A 19,610-nucleotide genomic window follows, 5' to 3' on the forward strand; every position below is an offset into this window, starting at 1 on the left:
AATCATTCCACGCAGATTTGAGCCGTTTGCCGACGGCTATGCAGTTGCCAGCTCGACTGGCATGGTTTGTTCGATTTCGATACTGGCGGCCAGCAACGCCAATCTTGCAACCACGCCATAGGCATAGAATCGATTCGGAGGGCAGTCTGGATCGCCATTGCAGTCTGGCATGGAGCAAGGCGAGGCAAAAGACAGGGGCTCGAAGTGCATACCAGGTGCATTCAGGTTTTCATCCACCCCACGCCCTGTGTGCACGCGGTAGAATCCCCCCACCACAAAACGATCCACCATATAGACAACCGGCTCAGCCACGGCATCGTTGAGGCTCTCAAAGGTATAGACGCCTTCCTGCACGATGACCTCATGCACTTCCTGGCCCTCTTTGATCACGCTCATTTTGTTGCGTTGCTTGCGATTCAGGCCGATCACTTCATCCGGACTCTTCACGCTCATCACGCCCATGCCATAGGTACCGGCATTCGCTTTGATGATGACATAGGGCTTTTCGGTAATACCGTATTGGCGGTACTTCTCAGTGATACGATCCAGCAATAGCTCAACCTTAGCTGCCAGACATTCCTCGCCTTTGCGCTCTTGGAAGTCGATGCCGTCGCAACGGTCGAAATATGGGTTGATCAGCCAAGGGTCGATGTCGAGCAGGCTGGCAAAGTCTCCGGCCACTTGGTCATAGGCTTCAAAATGATTGGTCTTTTTACGTGTAGACCAACCTGCATGCGGCGGCGGGAGCAGGTTTTGCTCAATGCCTTGCAGGATTGGCGGAATACCTGCCGACAAGTCGTTGTTCAGCAATACGATGCAGGGGTTGAAGCCATCGACCTTGACCCGATTGCCCTCGCGCTTGACTGGCTCCAGCAGCAGGCTGCCACCGGCTGGCAACTCAATGGTGGTCGGCTCGGTGATCTCGGGTGAAATACTACCCAGTCGGACATTCAGACCAGCCAACTTCAGCACTGCTTGCAAGGTGGCGACATTTTGCAGGTAAAAGGTATTGCGGGTGTGGTTCTCGGGAATCAGCAACAGGCTGCGCGCATCTGGGCAGATCTTTTCCAGTGCTGATTGCACGGCTTGCACACAAAGCGGGTGGAATGCCGGATTTAAATTGTTGAAGCCCCCCGGGAACAGATTCATATCCACCGGAGCCAGCTTGAAGCCGGAATTTCGCAGGTCAACCGAACCATAGAATGGCGGCGTATGCTCCAGCCACTGCGTGCGGAACCAGTGCTCGATTTTGGGCATGGCTTTCAGGATGCGGCTCTCCAGCTCAAGAATCGGGCCTTTTTGTGCAGTCGTCAGGTAGGGTACGGTCATGGAACCTGTTCTCTCGTCTATCGGCTTGCCTTGGTGTGCACAAGCCAGGGATGGAATATGGTGCGGACTATCTTATACAGGTTGGGGCACTACAACGCTTTTCAAGGCGTCGGGACAAACCCGAGGTGGACAATCGTCGATACAGTGTATTCCGACTGATACCCAGCCGTCTTGCCACCTCAGAAAGATTGTCATCGTGCCGACAGGCATCTTGGCACAAAGGCATGTGGGGCATGATGATCCACCCAATGAAATATCTGCCGCTGGCGAGCAGGGCCAGCGTCCAGACATTATCGTCGTTGGGTGTTGTCGATGGTATTTACAGCATCTCTGGCGACATCGCTACCTTCAACACCGTCTGGTCGGCTTGGTCTCGGATGCGATGGCTAATCCACCAGACGGCACCTTTGCGAATGCTCCAGCAAGAAGCATCGCCCGCCAGCAGGAAGGAGGCAACCTCACCCAGTGTGGGTTGGTGACCGACGATGACAACCGCCTGGCGACCATCCGGCCAGTCGGCTGCTGTCAGCAGGTTGGCAAACCCGCTATCCGGGTTGAGTTCCGGCAATACTTTGTAATGGCTGGTCAGCGCGCGGGCGGTCAACTGTGCACGGGCGGCCTGACTGGTCAAGACAATATGATCGTCTGGCAAGCGCTCGCGCAGCCATGCCGCCATTTTCTCCGCTTGTTTGACACCTTTTGGGGTGAGCAATCGCTGCAGGTCGTCGCCATTGGTGCGTTCTTCTGCATCGGCATGTCGCCACAGGATCAAATCCATAGGGTATCCTCGCGAGGTATCACGCTATTCCATGCAGCCATACACCTTGTCTTGCTGCATAGGGTGTTCAAAGACTGTACCGATCGGTCAGCCCGTGAATGGCAGGCTCAGGTGGAAAGCTCAGCCAGAAGCGTTTGCTGGGCAGACCGCTCTTTGCCGGCGCGCGCAGTTTTGCGGCGATAGCTGCCATCCGGCTCCATTTCCCAGGCTCGGACGTTGTCAACCAAGTAAGGCCTCAAGCCTTCGCGGATCACGCGTCGCTTGACCTTATTGTCGAGGATCGGAAAAGCGACCTCGATCCGTCCAAACAGGTTGCGGGCCATCCAGTCGGCACTAGCTAGATATAGATCTTCTTGCTTGTCGTTGTGGAAATACCAGACTCGGGTGTGTTCGAGAAAACGGCCAATGACCGAGCGGACGTTGATGTTTTCCGACAGGCCGGGCACCCCGGGTCGAAGCGCGCAAACGCCACGAATGATCAGGTGAATCTTCACGCCGGCCTGCGATGCCTTGTACAGCAGGTCGATCACCTTGGGCTCAAGCAGGGAGTTCATCTTGGCGATGATGGACGCGGGCCGTCCGGCTTTGGCGATATTGATTTCGTTGTTGATTGCCAGGGCCAGGCGATCAAACATGGTGAAAGGGGATTGCCAGAGCCGTTTCAACTCGCTGGCATGACCCAGGCCAGTCAGCTGCAGAAAAACATCATTCACATCGGCGCAAATCGACTCGTTGCAGCTGAACAGACCAAAATCAGTGTACAGCTTAGTCGTTCTCGGATGGTAATTACCCGTTCCCAGATGCACATAGCGGCGGAGGCGGTCGCTCTCACGGCGCACGATCATCAACATCTTGGCGTGCGTCTTATAGCCGACCACACCATACACCACATGCGCTCCCACCTCTTCCAGCTTAGCCGCCCAGTTGATATTGGCCTCTTCATCAAACCGAGCCATCAACTCCACGACGGCAGTCACTTCCTTACCCGCACGGGCGGCGGCAATCAATGCTTCCATCAAGGCCGAATCAGTACCTGTGCGGTAGACGGTCATCTTGATGGCAACAACATGTGGGTCACTGGCCGCAGCCTGCAACAGCTCGATAACCGGGCTGAAGGACTGGAATGGATGGTGGAGCAATATGTCACCATGCCTGATGGCCGAGAAGATGTCCGGTACCAGCTTGAACTCTTTCGGCTCAGAGGGGATAAATGGCGGGAATTTCAGGTCTGGCCGGTCTACCTTGTCTGGCACATTCATCAATCGAACCAGATTGACCGGGCCATCGACGCGGTACAGGTCTTCTGGTGCAAGCTCGAATTGCTCCAGCAGAAATTCGATGATGTGTGCTGGGGTGTTGTCCGCCACTTCCAAGCGCACGGCATTGCCAAACTGGCGATGCACCAGCTCGCCTTGTAATGCCACACGCAGATCTTTCATCTCTTCTTCATCAACGGACAGATCCGTATCACGCGTCACGCGGAACTGATAACACCCATTGACTGACATGCCGTTGAAAAGCTCGTCAACGTGCGCATGCAATATCGATGACAGGAAAACAAAGCCGAAACTGGCCCCAGAGATTTCTCGTGGCATCAGGATCACACGCGGCAGGATACGTGGCGCCTGGACGATGGCGATACGTGACTCCCGGCCAAAGGCATCCCGACCATCCAGCTCCACCACGAAATTCAGGCTCTTATTGAGCACGCGTGGAAAGGGGTGGGATGGGTCAAGGCCAATGGGGGTCAGGATGGGTGCCAGCTCGCGAAAGAAAAATTCGCGTACCCACGCCTTCTGCTCGTCGTTCCAGTGAATGCGGCGGATGAAGTGGATATCCTGCTCGGCCAAGGCGGGCATCAGCACATGCTGCAGCACCCGGTATTGCTTGGCGACGATGTCGTGTACCTCACGGCAGACCAGGGCAAATTGCTGCCGAAGCGTGAGGCCATCAGGCCCGATCAGATCAGGGTTCGCCCGTATGCTTTCCTTCAGCGAAGCCACACGGACTTCAAAAAACTCATCCAGATTGCTGGAAACGATACACAGGAATTTCAGCCGTTCCAGCAATGGCATGCTTTCGTCTTCTGCCTGCGCCAATACGCGGCGATTGAAGGCGAGCAAGCTCAGCTCACGGTTGATGAACAATTCGCCGGCCACACCGGCGGGTGCCAACATTTTCATGCGGTAGCCAATCGTGCGCCGAGTGACGGCGCGACCGGCCCCGCTGGTGGTGCGGGGCTGCATCATACCGCTATCGGCTTATCAATTCTGAGGTGGTACATAACCCTGCGGCATATCTGCGCCCAGGCCAAAGAAATACGCTTCCAGCTGATCCTGCAGATATTTGCGAGCACGGCTGTCAGCGAGGCTGAGACGGTTTTCGTTGATCAACATGGTCTGGTGCTTGACCCAACCCTGCCACGCTTCCTTGGAAACGTTCTCGAATACGCGTTTGCCCAATTCACCGGGCAGCGGAGGAAAATCCAGGCCCTCAGCTTCACGACCGAGCTTCACGCATTGAACCAATCTAGCCATTGTTGCATTCCTTCTAGACGGCAGAGTCTACTGCCGATTGATGACATAATTGTGACAAATCGCTGATACAGCAATCATGCATTATAGCGCCAGAAAACGCATAAAAAGCGCGTCAGGTCTGTTTTACCCTGATCAGCGCCGGATGGTTTGCCTGGGGCTGATCCAGATAGTAACCCTGCACCATATCCACCCCAAAGTTGATCAGCATCTCCAGTGTCGCACGATCTTCCACGAATTCGGCAACAGTGAGCTTGCCCAAGCCATGCGCCATGGCGACCATGCCTTGTACAAAGACCTGTGAATCAGCATCTTGCGCCAGATTTCGTACGAATTGACCATCGATCTTCAAGACATCCGCCTTGAGGTGCTTGAGATAAGTAAAGGATGAGAAGCCCGCACCAAAGTCATCCAGGCAGACATGGCAGCCCGCCCGTCGCAAGGCATCGATGAATTGTTCCGCGTCCTGTAAATCAGACACCGCAGCCGTCTCGGTCACTTCAACATACAGCCTGGCTGGGTCGATCTGATTGGTTTGCAGCTCCCTGGCGATGAATTCGGACATGGCGGGGTCGTCAAATGATCGGCCAGACAGATTGACTGCGATTGGAGGCAGACCGGGTTGGGCAGCCAGCATGGTGATGACATGTCGAATGACCCACCGATCGATCTCCACTATTTTTCCGGTCTTTTCAGCAATGGCGATGAAATGCCCGGGCGGGATCATTCGGGAAGAGTCATCCGGGTCCCGCATCCGCAGCAACGCTTCCAAGTGCGTGAGCTGCTGTCGGCTTGCTTCATAGATGCCCTGGAAATGCAGCTCGAACAATCCCTTGTCCAACGCTGTCTGTATCCGGTCTGACCAGTTCCACCGATCGACAAGCTCAGACATCATGGTCTGATCTGGCGAATAGACACGCCAGGTGTTTTTACCTGCACCCTTGGCTTGGTACATGGCCAAATCAGCATTGGCGACCAGATCTTCACCGCCCGTGGCATGCATCGGGTACAGGGCTACGCCAACACTGGTGCCCATTCGCAGCAATTGTCCCTCAAAATCCATCTTGACCTTGGCGACCGATGCCACAATGCGTTCCGCCAGGATGCCGATCGAATCCAGCACGGCATCAGGGATCAACAAGGCGAATTCGTCGCCTCCCAGCCGATATAGCATTTCGCTTTGTCTCACCTGCAGCTCGATCTCCCGAGCCACCCTGATCAGCACTTGGTCGCCTGCCCCGTGACCAAATGTGTCATTGACGTACTTGAATTCATCCAGGTCGAAGAACAACAGGCCACACTGCCAGCCCTGCCGCTCCGCCAATGCCAGCTCTCTGTCCAGGTCTTGCTGGAAGCGGTGGCGATTGTACAGCCCCGTCAGTGAGTCTCTTTCCGCCAGGAAGATCAGTCGCTCAGAAGCCTTCCGGATCTCGGTGATATCCTCAAACACCCAAACCCGCCCCAACGCCTCGCCGGTATCTGCCTGCACTGGGTGACAATGCTGCAGTATCACGCGGCCATCTTCCATCTTCAGCTCATCCGGCACTGGATGTGGCAGGGCCAAGGGGGACAATTGTGGTGCCGCTTGCGGCGGGAGGTTAGTGGCGGTGCGCCAGACCAGGGCAAAGGGTTGACCTGCTGCGACAAAGTCTGCTGGTAACAGCCATTGATCGACCAATGCACGGTTGTGATAAGTCACTCGGTCATGTCGGTCCACAAACAAAATACCAATGTTCATCGCACCCAGCAGTGCCGTCAGCCGCGCCTTTTCTTCGACGGCTGAATCAAGGTATCGTTGCTGCATGGCCTGCGCATGCTGTAACTCGATGACCGCTTGGGATAACACGACCTGGCTGTCTTTTTCCAGGCTGGCATCACGAATACTGGCCCGCAACCCGAGAAACTCTCCCTCATGGCCGATAATGGGCAGCCACGACATGATGGCCCAGTACTCCGTCCCATCGTCCTTGAGCCCACAGAATTCAACCTCTTCCCGGCTACGTTGGGCCATGCCTTCTTTCAGCCGACGCTGCATATCGGCCCGGTCAGATGCGCTGATCAATGGCGCCGGGAAGTCTGGCATGGCCATGCAATCCTCTGGCGAAAACCCGGTGATGCGCACCGCTTCTGGGTTGATCCAGACCAGGCGACCGCTGGGTTCGATCCACATTTCACACCCAGGGGTATGGTTGGCAATGGCATGCAGACGACGCTCGTTCTGCTTCAAGGCCTCCATGCGCCAACGCAATTGATCTGCCATGCCGTTGAAACTGGTTGCCAATTGACCGATTTCGTCATTTCGCTCGACAGGCAAGCGGACATTCTCTGCCCCAACAGCCAACGCATCGGTTGCCTGGGCGAGCCGCCCCAAGGCTTTGGTCAATGGCAATCCGAACAGGATCAGTATCCAGGACGACAACAAAATGCTGATACCGACGATCATCATGCTCTGCCAGTACAACTCCTGTACCGATCGGATCACATGCTGGATAGTGAAGCCATACCGCAACTCGCCATACACCTGTCCAGCCAGCGAGAGCGTTGTAGCCGCATGGAAATGGTTATTGCCACTGGTCACGCTCCTCAGTGATGAGCTGGCTGGTACCGGTTGGTTGAGCATCCAACCACTAGCGGCCACGGCCCGCCCTTTGCGATCGAAAATCACCAGGTAATCGAGCTGCCCGGTACTGCGCATTTCCTCCATGATGTCGGCGGATTCGGCAAAATCGCTGGCCATCATGCTGGGTGCCAGTGCGGCGGACAGCAAGGTATTCAGCTCACTGACACGCCGCTCCACGATGTCTTGTGTCAGATGCTCGGTGATACGTGAAAAATTGATCACCAGAAGTAATAACAACACCAGCTGGACAATGACAGTCGTGGCGATCAGCTTGGTGCGCAGGGGGATATATGGATAGGGTCGCCTCATCGTTGCTCCCGCTGCCGTTCCAGCTTTTCAACATACGGCAGCAGAGCCTTCCGATCCTGGTCTGTGAAAGGATGATTGAAGTTGATGCCAATTCGAGAAAGAAAATGGTCGCGCCCTGCCTCCTGCATCTCAAAATGGATGACAGCTTGCCCAATACGTGTGCGTGTTTCCACATCCAGCTGCTTGTTGGCCAGCAGAACCATTGGTGGAACCTGCTTGCTGGATGCCAGCACCCGGACACCCTGCTTGATCTCATCAGACATCGGCAGTAACGCCAGATCGGAAACCAACGCCGCCGCTACTTCTTTGCGCAGCAACATCATCGCCGCTGTATTTTGGAATTCGTTATACCGCAATGTCAGATCGCGGACATCTTCCAACCCAGCTTGTTCGAGCAATTCTTGACCCAGCATGGCGGTAATGGTCATGGCATGAGGAAATGAGACAGTCTGCCCCACCAGATCCCGAGGTGTTTGAATCGAGGCATCCCGTCTGACCAACAACACTGCTTTCAACCCGCCGGCAGCCCGCAACAGCGGAATATAGCCCGCGCGTTCCACGACCATCAGCCCTGAGTGCGGCCCGACAATAGCCAGATCGAACTCCCCCCGCAGCAGACGATTCAGATATTCCTCATAATTTTTCGCAGTCACCAGCACGACAGGCTGGTTGATTTGCTCGGACAATGAATCACGTAGCGGCTGGAATGCCGCGACCAACGACCGTGGGGTGAGAAATGGCTCGACTGCAAGAGTCAGCTCGCCGGCAGGTGACAAACCTGACCAGAACAACAACCAGGCCACATACCAGCCCTTATGACGCATGCGGCCCTCCTAAGCGTTACAGCGTCTTGATGAATACCTTGGATCTTCTCTGGTAATTATAGAAACGCTGTTTCTCAAGTGGCAGATCATCGACGCTGGCGGGTTTGAAACCCCGCTCGATGAACCAATGTGCGGTACGGGTCGTCAACACGAACAGACGGCGGATATCCCCCAGGTTCCGAGCGCGACGCTCCAATTCCTGCAACAGCTTGTCACCGAGACCCCGGTCGCGGAACTCTGGCTCGACCGCCAAACACGCCAGCTCTGCCATGTTGTTTTCGAGATAGGGATACAGCGCGACACAGCCAATTACCATGTCGTAGCGTTTCAATACCGTGAACTGATTGATTTCCATCTCCAACAGCTCACGGCTGCGCTTGACCAACACGCCTTCCTCTTCCAGCGGCTCGATCAAGGCCAGAATCCCCCCTACATCGTCGATGGTTGCCTGCCGGATCTGCTCAAGCGGTTCGGCGGTGACCATGGTACCGATCCCCTCACGGGTGAACAGCTCCATGATCAATCCACCGTCAACCCGCCGATTGATCAGATGGGCGCGTGGCACGCCATTGCGTGCGGCACGAATCGCGCCGGGCAGGTACAGACGGATGTCTTCTGTCAGATCAGTCGCCACGTCGAGGATCTTCTGCGCTTTCTGTGCGGAAAGCTCGGACAGCAATTCCCCATGCCGATTGACGACACCGACCGATCCAGTCAGGAACACCAGCTTATCCGCACGCAATGCAACCGCTGCCTCGGTCGCAACGTTTTCAAGCGTGAGATTGAAAACCTCGCCGGTTGGTGAATAGCCCAATGGCGACAATAAGACGATTTCACCATCATCCAGGCTACCATTGATCATCATGGTATTGATCTTACGGACTTTGCCCGTATAGTTGAAATCTATTCCATTACGAACACCCATAGGCTGCGCGGTAACATAGTTGCCACTTGCAACACGGATATCCGCCCCCGCCATCGGTGAATTGGGCAGCCCCATCGATAATGCAGCTTCAATCTCGACGCGAACCTGACCAACCGACTGCTTGGCACACTCCAGCGCATCACCGTCCGTGATCCGGATGCCATCGTGGTATTCCGGTGTCAGCCCTTTCTCGGCCATCTCGGCCTCGATTTGTGGGCGAGTACCGTGTACCAGCACCAGTCGGACACCCAAGCTCACCAGCAGATTCAAGTCATGGGTCAGGCTATAAAAACTGCCGTCCTGGACAACCTCTCCACCGAAGGCGACCACAAAGGTCTTGCCACGGAAAGCATGGATGTAAGGTGCCGAGGCGCGGAACCAGTCGACAAATTCGGCCAAATGGTCGGAATTCTGCATGGGCGGGGCTTCGAGCTAAGTTAAACCGGTGAAGACTAACAGAAAATACGTTTGGATACGATGCCAAAAATACAGTGGTAGGAATCAGCCTGTCGGCAATTCCTAATTACATCAATTACTTTGGCATGAAGGCGCTTGAAAGCGTTGTCACATTGATACAACAAATCCTTTTTTACGATCCGAAACGTTATCATGACCGAAAACAGCCATCTCAACCATGCCTTTCCAGCGACAGCCGTGGCAGATCGGGCTTAAGGCATTTGTTCGGGGCCATAGCACAAATCATCTTCTTGCCACAATACGATACATGCACAATTCCGCTGTTTGCCGAATTGCTTTAATTTTGGTGCCTCATCAGTCGATATCGCCTCATATTTACGCTTATCAATCAGCAAACTAGCCAAGAACAAGTGCGCTGAATTCCAAGAATCTGGCCGTGATCCTTTCGCGCCCAATCTGCTGGGCAGATGGCAGGCAACCCCTGCTCAGTGTCAACGACACGCACAGCAGGTCCGAAACAGGTTCCCTATCAAGCAAGAACGTTCCGATATCGCTTTACATCAGAGGCACGCCCCAACAGGCTGTCTCAATACCTGGAGCAGTCATTCATCATGCAAAGAGCAACTTGGGGCTCGAAACTGGGCTTCATTCTGGCATCTGCCGGCTCCGCCGTCGGCTTGGGATGCATCTGGAAGTTTCCCTATGTCACCGCATCCAATGGCGGTGGCGCATTCTTATTGGTTTTCCTGGCGTTTGCCTTCACCTTGGGCCTGGCCCTGATGAAGCTGGAGTTAGCATTGGGCCGTGCTGGCCGTGCCGGCATTGTCGGGACATTCAAGCAGCTGGGTGGCAAGCACTGGCGCTGGGTCGGCATTCCGACGGTTCTAGGCTGCTTGATCATCATGATGTTCTATGGCGTGGTAGGTGGCTGGACCATCGCCCACATCAAAATGACGTTGTTCGGTGAGCTATCCACCACGAATACCGCCAAGCTGAGTAGCGCATTTTCCGAGTTCATCAAGCAACCAGTCACGCCCATCATCTATCATGGGCTGTTTCTGGCCCTGACTCTTGGCGTGGTCATTGGTGGCGTCCAGCAGGGGATCGAGCGGCTATCCAAATTGCTGATGCCATTGTTGTTCATTTTGATGCTGTTGTTGATCGTGCGTGGTGTCACCCTGCCTGGTGGCTGGAAGGGGGTCGAATTCATGTTCAACCCAGATTTCAGCAAATTGACCATCGATGGCGTGATCAATGCCATGGGCTTGGCGTTCTTTTCTCTCTCGCTGGGCATGGGCGTCATGATCACCTATGGCTCGTATATCGATGAGCACACCCATATTCCTGGCACCGCGATGTGGATTGTCGGCCTGGCAGTCATGGCTTGCCTGCTGGGTGGATTGATGGTGCTGCCTCCGGTATTCGCCTTTGATATGAACCCAGGCCAAGGTCCGGGACTCACCTTCATCAGCATGCCCGCAGTATTTGCGCACATGCCTGGTGGCGTGCTGTTTGGCACGGCCTTCTTCACACTGCTGCTGGTTGCAGCATTGACTTCGTCGGTATCCCTGCTCGAAGTGGCTGTCAGCTATTTTGTCGATGAATTGAAATGGTCGCGTCGTATGGCATCCATCGTGCCATCGGTGCTGATGTTGATCGGCGGCATCCCTGCATCACTGAGCTTTGGTCCCTGGTCCGATGTGAAGCTGTTCAACATGACCATCTTTGATCTCATGGACTATTTGACCTCCAACATCATGCTGCCGCTAGGAGGGGTTGTGACCGCCCTGTTTGGTGGCTGGGTGGCCTGGAAAACGGTCGAAAAACAGTTGGCACATGGCAATCAACTACCAGCCTTTGCCATGCAAACCATTCGCTTCACCGTCAGCTGGGTGGCCCCGGTGGTCATTTCCGTGGTGTTGTTGAAAGGCCTGTAAGCACTTGGCCTCGCACCAGTTCCTTGAAAAGGGTCTTCAGGCCCTTTTCAAGTGCCGCTGACAACCCACCCGGGCCGTGAGCAAAAAAAAGCCCCCCGATTGTCGGGGGGCGCAGTCAACACAAGGGAGGGAGAACTAGCGCGTCAGCTTCACCAATGCTTCGCGATACTTCTCTGCTGTTCTGACTGCCACTTCTTCAGGAAGTTCCGGTGCAGGAGGCGTTTTGTTCCAGCCTGTCGATTCCAGCCAGTCCCGTACATATTGTTTGTCAAAAGAAGGCGGGTTGATTCCCACTTGATAGCTTTCCGCAGGCCAGAAACGGGATGAATCAGGCGTCAGCGCTTCATCCATCAATGTCAGGGTGCCCTCTTCATCCAGACCAAACTCAAATTTGGTATCGGCGATGATGATTCCACGTGTGGCGGCATACTCCGCCGCAGCCTTATACAGTGCAATCGCGGTATCCCTGACCCGCTCAGCCAGGTCTTGACCGATTTTTTGGGTCAGCTCATCAAAACTGATGTTTTCATCATGGTCGCCCACTGCAGCCTTGGTGGAGGGCGTGAAAATAGGGGCGGGCAACCGGGCGGCTTCCTGTAGTCCTGCTGGCAATTCAATGCCACATACCGTTCCCGTTTTTTGGTATTCCTTCCAGCCACTGCCTGCCAGATACCCACGCACAATGGCTTCGACAGGTACTGGTTTCAGGCGTTTGCACACCACCGCACGCCCCTCCACCTGGGGGCGGTCAGCTGCACTGACCACATCTTCCGGCTGATCGCCGGTGAAATGGCTTGGAACCAATCCTGCCAACTGATCAAACCAGAAATTGGAGATGGCAGTCAGCAATTTGCCTTTGTCTGGAATGGGCTCATTCAGAATGACATCGAACGCGGACAGGCGATCGGTGGCGATCATCAGCATCCGTTTATCGTCGATCTCGTACAAGTCGCGCACTTTTCCGGAATAGATCTTTTTCAGGCTTTGCAGATTGGTTTGCGTCAGGCCGGTCATGGCGGTTCCTTCATCAGATGTTTCATTGCTTCGCGAGCCGACAAGGGCGAAAGCGAGGTGTGTTCGACAAAATCACGGACGGCGTCCGGGTCAGTATAAGCAAATTCACGCAGGGCCCAACCAATGGCCTTGCGTATGAAGAATTCGGGGTCACTAGCATTGCGCTGACAATAGGCAAACAAACGCGCCGTGTCGGTCTGGCGCTTCCAGTGAAGCTGATGCAACAGGGCAGCCCGCCGTAGCCAAAGGTTCTCGTGCGTACTGAGCTCATCCATGCGTGTCTGCAGCGTGCGATCAGCCAGCACCAAGGGCCCCATGACCCAGGCTGCCAGCCCATCCACCGTATCCCACCAGCTTTTGGTTTGTACCCATTGCTCCAGCTGGGTCATCGCAGATGACCCCAATCTGCTGACGGATTGAGCCACCAGATCGACCACCACGTATTGGCACTCACGCTGAGGCTGACTCCACAGCCAATCCGCCGCCGCCAACAACATACTCTCGTCAAATTGCTTGGCCGCGAGCATGAAGGGCCGGCTGATCTGCCGCCGTAACGGTGTCTTGATCCCCAGAAATGGAAACTGGTCACGCATATAGGCCCGCATCGCACGGGCCGTGTCCGTGTCAGCACGTCCTTGTAGCGCGAGCAACAGCGATGATGCCCACGCCGTCATGGGCGCCTCAGTCAGCCTGGCTCAGCATTTGTTTCAACTCGATCGCCTGTGCCAGTGCGGCATCGACATCGTCTGCCAACACATCGAAATGACCCATTTTGCGACCGATACGGGCCTCACGCTTGCCATACAAGTGCAGTTTGACATTGGGTAAGGATAGGAGTTTGTCCCATGCCGGCTCGTCATCCCGCCAGATGTCCCCCAGCAGATTGACCATAGCAACTGGCTTCAGCAATGCAGTATCGCCTGGTGGCAATGCACACATGGTGCGCACCTGTTGCTCGAATTGGCTGGTCAAACAGGCATCGATCGTATAATGGCCGCTGTTATGCGGGCGCGGCGCAATTTCGTTGATCAGCAACGTGTCATCATCCAGCACGAAACATTCCACCGCCAATACGCCGACGTAATCCATGGCCTGCGCCAGCTTCAATGCCATACCGCGCGCTTGGTCAGCGATGGGCGCTGGCACCCGGGCTGGGACGATGCTGATGTCGAGAATACCCGCCTCGTGCTGGTTTTCCGCCACAGGGAATGTCGTGATCTCGGCTGACGAGGTGCGTGTCACGATCACGGAAATCTCTGTTTTGAGATTCAGCATCTTCTCCAACACACAGGGCTTGCTACCCATCTGCGCCCAAGCCGCCCGTACTTCCTCTGGCGTTTTGACACGGATCTGTCCTTTGCCGTCATAACCCATGCGGGCAACCTTCAGAATCCCTGGCAGGTGCTCAGTCATGGTTTGTGCCAGATCGGCTTCCTTTTCGATGACCAGAAAAGGTGCAACGCCCAGGCCAGCACCACTGATATACCGTTTTTCCTTGATCCGATCCTGCGCGATGGCGACACATTCCGCGCTGGGCGTCACCCGCATACGGGCTTGCAGGAAGCGCATGCTTTCTGCAGGTACATTCTCGAACTCTGTCGTCACCGCAGCGCAGGTATCCACCAACATCTGTAATGCACCTGGGTCATCATATTTAGAGCAGATGTGCACATCCGCCAACCCACCCGCCGGGCTGTCCGGATCGGGATCGAGCACTGTCACGCGATACCCCATAGCACGTGCGGCCATGGTAAACATGCGGCCTAGCTGGCCACCACCAAGGATGCCAAGCATGGCGTTGGGTAGGATATGGGGCGTAGTCATCACTTACTCCACGTCCGGCAAGGCCATCGCCAGCACGGTTTGTTTCTGTTTCTCACGGAATGCTTCCAATGCCAAGCGCAGACGGGCATCCTGATTGGCCAGCAATGACACCGCAAATAAACCTGCATTGGCTGCGCCGGCTTCGCCAATGGCGAAGGTCGCAACTGGAATGCCTTTAGGCATCTGCACGATGGAGTACAGTGAATCCTGGCCTTTGAGATATTTTGAAGGCACAGGCACACCAAGCACTGGCACCACGGTCTTGGCCGCCAGCATACCCGGCAGATGGGCTGCGCCACCTGCACCGGCGATGATTGCCTTCAGGCCGCGCTCGTGCGCGGTTTCAGCATATTCGTATAGCAAATCCGGTGTACGATGCGCGGACACGACCCGAGCCTCGAATTCCACGCCGAAATCCTTGAGTACGCGCGCAGCATGCTGCATTACGTCCCAATCGCTATTGCTGCCCATTACGACGCCGATCTGGATCATGGTGTCACTCTTGATATATCAAATGGGGGTGAAAAAAGATGGCAATTTTAACCTGAATATCAGTTGAACATACGAGAATCTACCGGTTAAGCTTTAGGGTCTTACAGTAAATCAACACTGGCAATGTATATATCCGAAATGATAAATATACAAGCGCGTCAATAGGAGTTTGGACGATGGCAACATCAATGACCATCGAGTCTTGGGAAGATCAGTCTTTTGCACAACGTGCAATCAGCTACGCCGTATTCTTACTACCAATAATATATCTGTTTTTCGGTATAGATCAATATGCACTATTGAATGAGAACGAAGGTCGCTACGCAGAAATCGCACGCGAGATGCTGGCGTCAGGTAATTTCATCATTCCGCATCTGAATGGACTGCCATACCTCGAAAAACCTCCTTTGTTGTATTACCTGACAACGCTGTCATTCAGTCTGTTCGGCGTCAATGACATTGCTGCCCGCCTCGTGCCAATCAGCGCGTCATTGTTGGCAGTCGGCACGCTGGCTTGGTTTGGACGAGCGGTTGGTCGCCCATTGGCCGGGCTGATCGCCGCCTTTGTTCTAGGCTCATCACTTGGGTTCGTTCTGCTTGGCAATGTGCAGATGACCGATTCGTTATACAACGCTTTATGGAGCAGCGCACTGCTGGTTGCCTATGTAGGCCTGACGCGGCCTTCCAGTAAGCTGATGGCGATTTCATACGCACTATTGGCGTTGGCGGTCCTGGCCAAGGGCTTGGTGACCCTGGTCTTGTTCTACATGGTGCTGTTTCCACTGGCTTGGCTGAGCCGAGATGTCACACCATCCCAATGGTTGAAACGCCTGTTTGCACCTTGGCCCATCGTGGTATTCGCGGTGATTGCGGTGCCCTGGCATATTGCGGCAGCGCTGTCGTTGAAGGAATTCAGCTGGTTTTACTTCATCAATGAGCATGTCTACCGATTCACTGGGCAGCGGATGCCAAAGGATTATTATGCCGGCGGTACGCCACTGTTCTATGTTCCACGGCTGATTTTCCTGTTTTTCCCCTGGTCGATCATTATGTTGATTGCCCTGATCAAACGACAGATCACCATCGACCAGACTGATCGTCGTCTGACTTGGTTTGCTTGGCTGCTGGCCGGTATTCCAACCGCTTTTTTTGCCATTTCCTCATCCAAGGCAGACTATTACGTGATGGTGGCGCTACCAGGAATCGCGCTGGTCCTGGCACAATCCTTGGCCAGAAATTGGCAGCGTAGTCAGACGTTCATTCTCAGTAGCATCATTCTATGTGTGTTCGGTGCCGCGTTTGGTGCGTGGCAGTCCTGGATCTTTGCGCCGGAAGGGCTGTCATCATTCATGCCTTGGCAACTGCTACCCTCCTCTCCGGTTGCGCTGGCTTGGAGTGTACTTGGTGGTGCCGCTGCATTGTTGTTCTGGCTGAAGCGCCCGCTGTTCGCTTGGTTGGCCATCGGTTTGATGTTCCTGCCGTTGAAGATCACCTTGGTTGATGCATTACAGGCAAAAGAGCCTCATGTATCCGCTCAAAACTTAGCCGGGTATATCAAACGACACCATAGTACGGTGCCGGTCATGCTATACCGTGACTATGAATTGCTATCGAGCTTGCCATTCCATCTGGAGCAGACCATACCAGTGGTTGACTCCGTCAGCCCTGACCTATGGTTTGGCCAGCAGCTGGGCACCGTGCCAAGCCAGTTCCCACTTTCGACAGACTTGATCCAAAGCAACCGTGGATTCCTCCTGGTTGTACCAGATAGACGTTTGCAGGAAATGGCGGCCTCGCCCCTGGCGCCTAAATTGTCATTGGTTACCCAGATTGGCGATGCGCGTCTATATCGTTTCACGCCTTGATCCCAGAAATGGCCGGTGAAGTATTCATCGGCCATGTCATCAGCACCTCAGGCCACCTTGGTGAGGTAAAGGCTATGATATGCTGATACTGTCTCTGCCGGTGCCAACCATCACTTCATGCTAATCCACCATACTTCATTAGCTGGCCGCACTCTGACTCGAATGGGGGTGCGGATCGCCTTTGTCATCATTGCTGCGACGTTGATGGCATATTGGCACCTCTATTCAACCTTGCAGACCAGCATGCTCAATGGCCTGAAAGGCTATGTAGACGCCCGTGGTCGGGGTGAAAGCGAACATTTCAAATTGGCCGAGATCCAGACTCGGATGATGGCCGATGAATTCATGAAGCGGCTCATCGCCATGGGCGATGAAGACCCACAGGCAGAATTTGATGCCATTTTCAAACGCTATCCTGACGAATTGATCAGGGTGCGTCCGGATCTGAATGACTTCCGCACCAAGGCAACAGTCTTCGTCCGACATGACGTACCACTGACCGCAGATCTACGCCGTCGCCTGGTCATCGCCTATCGGCTGCTCTCTGACTGGGGGATACTGACCACCAACCGCTTCATCGACAGTTTCATCAATATGCCAGAGCAGTTGTCGGTCAATTATGCGCCATTTGTCGATTGGAGCCTGGCCGCGACGCGTGAAACCGACATCTATACCTACGAAACGGTCTGGCGCTCAACGATCAGCAAGAACCCTGACCGGAAGCCATTTTGGACTGGCATCTACTTTGATGAAGGTGCCAAGAAATGGATGGTGTCGCATGTCACACCAAGTGACATCAACAACCGCTGGGTGGTGTCAACCGGACAGGATATCGTCATCGATGACATGGTCAAACGCACTGTCAACGAACAGTTGACCGGTACGTACAACATCATTCTGCGCCACGATGGCGAGTTGCTTGCCCATCCCACTTTGATGGAGCAGATCCGCAAAGCAGGGGGCAATTTGAATGCGGTGAAATTGCATGATGCGGCACTGACCAATATCGTTGATGCAGCAGTCAACTCCAAGGGATCTCCAGCCATTGTCGAAACCAGCGATGCTCAATATTTCCTGGGGGTAACGCGCATCGAAGGCCCGAATTGGATTTTTGTCACCGTCTATCCCAAGTCGCTGCTGCAGCGACTGGCTTTTGACAACGCCTCATTCGTGCTGGGCCTGGGTGCTGTTTCCCTGCTCTTGGAGCTGCTGTTGATCCGGTTGGTATTGAGACGCCAGGTCATCGCACCGCTGGAGTCCCTGCTGGGCGCAACCGAACGTGTTCGGGGTGGGGATTGGAATATCCGGATCAATTGGCCTCACCAGGATGAAATCGGGAGGCTGGCCAGCTCATTTACGGCGATGGCCCAGTCTTTGGGCGAACGTGATAGACAACTGCAGCGCAGCGCACAGGATCTCGCGACACAGGTTGAGCTGGTGCTGGCCAACGAGGCGCGCTTGCAAGCGATCAGCGCAGCCATTCCTGATGCAATCTATGTGCTGGATCGCGAAGGCAATATCATGGAAGCCTTTGGCAATCAGGCGCTGTTCGCGATGAACAATCGCCGTAGCAACAATGTCGTCGAGGCTTTGCCACAGGACATTTCCCGCGAGATCCTGCTGGTGGTGGGCCGTTGCCTGGATACTGGCGACACGCAGATCTATGAATACCCGCTGATGTTGCAGGGCCAGTTGTATTGGTTCGAGGGCCGCACCGCACGCCTGCCACAGCATACCGCCCAGAATGCAGTCGTGTGGCTGGCTCGGGACGTATCCGCCCGCAAGCTGGCCGAAATCGAATTACGGCAGGCCCGTGATTATCTGGTCGAGCAGGTTGCATTACAGACTGCCGATCTGGTTGCCGCCAAGGAAAAAGCCGACGCCGCCAACTTGGCGAAGACCCAATTCCTATCCAATATGTCGCATGAGCTGCGCACACCGATGCACGCCATTCTGAGTTTTGCGAGATTGGGGCTGGATAAGGCCGAACAGGCAACCCCGGATAAATTGAAGCGCTACTTCTCGAATATTGCCGACTCCGGCGAGCGCATGCTGGCACTGGTCAACGATCTACTGGATGTCACTCGCCTGGAGTCCGGCAAGATGGCATTCAGTTTGACTGAGCAGCCACTGAAGCCCTTGATCGAATCTATCATGGTGGAGCTGGACGAGCTGGCCAAGCGCCAAGCACTGCAAGTTGTGTTGCAGACTGATGGCACTGAACCGGTGTTCGGTTTCGATCGGCTGCGCATCGGACAGGTCATCCGTAATCTGCTGTCCAACGCCATCAAATTCTCCAGGGAACACGAGCAGGTACTGATCGAGCTGACAACCTGTGACGCACCCATGCCAAGGGCGATTGTGCGGGTAATGGATCGGGGCATTGGCATTCCACCAGACGAACTGGAAGCCATCTTCGATAAATTTGTGCAAAGCAGCCGCACATCGCGCGAGTCGGGCGGCAGCGGCCTGGGTTTGGCCATCTCCAGGGAAATCATTCGCGGCCATGGCGGCGATATCTTTGCCGAACTACGCGAGGGCGGTGGATCGATCCTGACCTTCTGGCTGCCATTGGCACCAAGCACCAATCAGCCCGATGACGAGAATTGAGCTTTCGGGTGCTACGGATTGCCTGGGGGGCCATTTTGGCTGGGGTCGTCTCAGAAATATGATGCGCAAATGTACTGCCCGATTACATTCATTGGCCATTGGTTTATGCTGCCATGCAACCAAATTCGGGAA

The 19,610-nt window shown here is 54.8% G+C and carries 15 protein-coding genes; 3 read left to right on the forward strand and 12 right to left on the reverse strand.

The window, feature by feature from the left end:
- Positions 1-36 precede the first annotated feature (36 nt).
- The 8 genes from gshA to argA form a co-directional block, all read right to left on the reverse strand.
- Entirely contained in the window at positions 37-1,329 is a 1,293-nt protein-coding gene (gene gshA / locus HNQ59_RS01615; RefSeq protein WP_184034320.1) for a glutamate--cysteine ligase, read from the reverse strand.
- A 67-nt stretch (positions 1,330-1,396) separates the two neighbouring features.
- Positions 1,397-1,564: a helix-turn-helix domain-containing protein gene (locus HNQ59_RS19965; protein ID WP_184034323.1), complete on the reverse strand. Its 168-nt coding sequence runs from the start codon at positions 1,562-1,564 to the stop codon at positions 1,397-1,399.
- 84 nt (positions 1,565-1,648) lie between these two features.
- On the reverse strand, positions 1,649-2,107 hold the full coding sequence (locus tag HNQ59_RS01625) for a SixA phosphatase family protein (protein WP_184034326.1): 459 nt from the start codon (positions 2,105-2,107) through the stop codon (positions 1,649-1,651).
- A gap of 107 nt (positions 2,108-2,214) precedes the next feature.
- On the reverse strand, positions 2,215-4,284 hold the full coding sequence (gene ppk1, locus HNQ59_RS01630) for a polyphosphate kinase 1 (RefSeq protein WP_184034771.1): 2,070 nt from the start codon (positions 4,282-4,284) through the stop codon (positions 2,215-2,217).
- A gap of 87 nt (positions 4,285-4,371) precedes the next feature.
- Positions 4,372-4,644, reverse strand: a complete 273-nt coding sequence (locus tag HNQ59_RS01635) for an oxidative damage protection protein (protein WP_184034329.1) — start codon at positions 4,642-4,644, stop codon at positions 4,372-4,374.
- 112 nt (positions 4,645-4,756) lie between these two features.
- Positions 4,757-7,570 (reverse strand): EAL domain-containing protein, encoded by a 2,814-nt coding sequence (locus HNQ59_RS01640; RefSeq protein ID WP_184034332.1) that lies wholly within the window; start codon positions 7,568-7,570, stop codon positions 4,757-4,759.
- Positions 7,567-8,394, reverse strand: coding sequence for a phosphate/phosphite/phosphonate ABC transporter substrate-binding protein (locus HNQ59_RS01645; protein WP_184034335.1), 828 nt, complete (start codon positions 8,392-8,394; stop codon positions 7,567-7,569). Before HNQ59_RS01645 ends, HNQ59_RS01640 begins: the two co-directional genes overlap by 4 nt.
- Before the next feature lie 16 nt (positions 8,395-8,410).
- On the reverse strand, positions 8,411-9,736 hold the full coding sequence (argA, locus tag HNQ59_RS01650; protein ID WP_184034338.1) for an amino-acid N-acetyltransferase: 1,326 nt from the start codon (positions 9,734-9,736) through the stop codon (positions 8,411-8,413).
- 611 nt (positions 9,737-10,347) lie between these two features.
- Between argA and HNQ59_RS01655 the strand changes: the two genes are divergently transcribed.
- Positions 10,348-11,673: a sodium-dependent transporter gene (locus tag HNQ59_RS01655; protein ID WP_184034341.1), complete on the forward strand. Its 1,326-nt coding sequence runs from the start codon at positions 10,348-10,350 to the stop codon at positions 11,671-11,673.
- A 135-nt stretch (positions 11,674-11,808) separates the two neighbouring features.
- Here HNQ59_RS01655 and HNQ59_RS01660 read toward each other — a convergent pair whose 3' ends face one another.
- From HNQ59_RS01660 to purE, 4 genes are read right to left on the reverse strand one after another with little or no spacing between them, the layout of a single operon-like run.
- Entirely contained in the window at positions 11,809-12,687 is an 879-nt protein-coding gene (locus tag HNQ59_RS01660; protein WP_184034344.1) for a phosphoribosylaminoimidazolesuccinocarboxamide synthase, read from the reverse strand.
- Positions 12,684-13,361, reverse strand: coding sequence for a DNA alkylation repair protein (locus HNQ59_RS01665; protein WP_246490806.1), 678 nt, complete (start codon positions 13,359-13,361; stop codon positions 12,684-12,686). The genes HNQ59_RS01660 and HNQ59_RS01665 overlap by 4 nt, the downstream gene beginning before the upstream one ends.
- A 7-nt stretch (positions 13,362-13,368) precedes the next feature.
- Positions 13,369-14,511 carry a 5-(carboxyamino)imidazole ribonucleotide synthase gene (locus tag HNQ59_RS01670; RefSeq protein WP_184034347.1) on the reverse strand — a complete coding sequence of 381 codons (1,143 nt, stop codon included), beginning with the start codon at positions 14,509-14,511 and terminating at the stop codon, positions 13,369-13,371.
- 3 nt (positions 14,512-14,514) lie between these two features.
- Entirely contained in the window at positions 14,515-15,003 is a 489-nt protein-coding gene (gene purE, locus HNQ59_RS01675; protein ID WP_184034350.1) for a 5-(carboxyamino)imidazole ribonucleotide mutase, read from the reverse strand.
- 176 nt (positions 15,004-15,179) lie between these two features.
- On the opposite strand from purE, the gene HNQ59_RS01680 reads away from it, so the two are divergent.
- Positions 15,180-16,868 (forward strand): ArnT family glycosyltransferase, encoded by a 1,689-nt coding sequence (locus tag HNQ59_RS01680; protein ID WP_184034353.1) that lies wholly within the window; start codon positions 15,180-15,182, stop codon positions 16,866-16,868.
- Positions 16,869-17,072: 204 nt separating this feature from the next.
- Entirely contained in the window at positions 17,073-19,478 is a 2,406-nt protein-coding gene (locus tag HNQ59_RS01685) for an ATP-binding protein (protein WP_184034356.1), read from the forward strand.
- Positions 19,479-19,610 lie beyond the last annotated feature (132 nt).

It is taken from the genome of Chitinivorax tropicus, from assembly GCF_014202905.1.
GTDB classification, from domain to species: Bacteria; Pseudomonadota; Gammaproteobacteria; order Burkholderiales; family SCOH01; genus Chitinivorax; species Chitinivorax tropicus.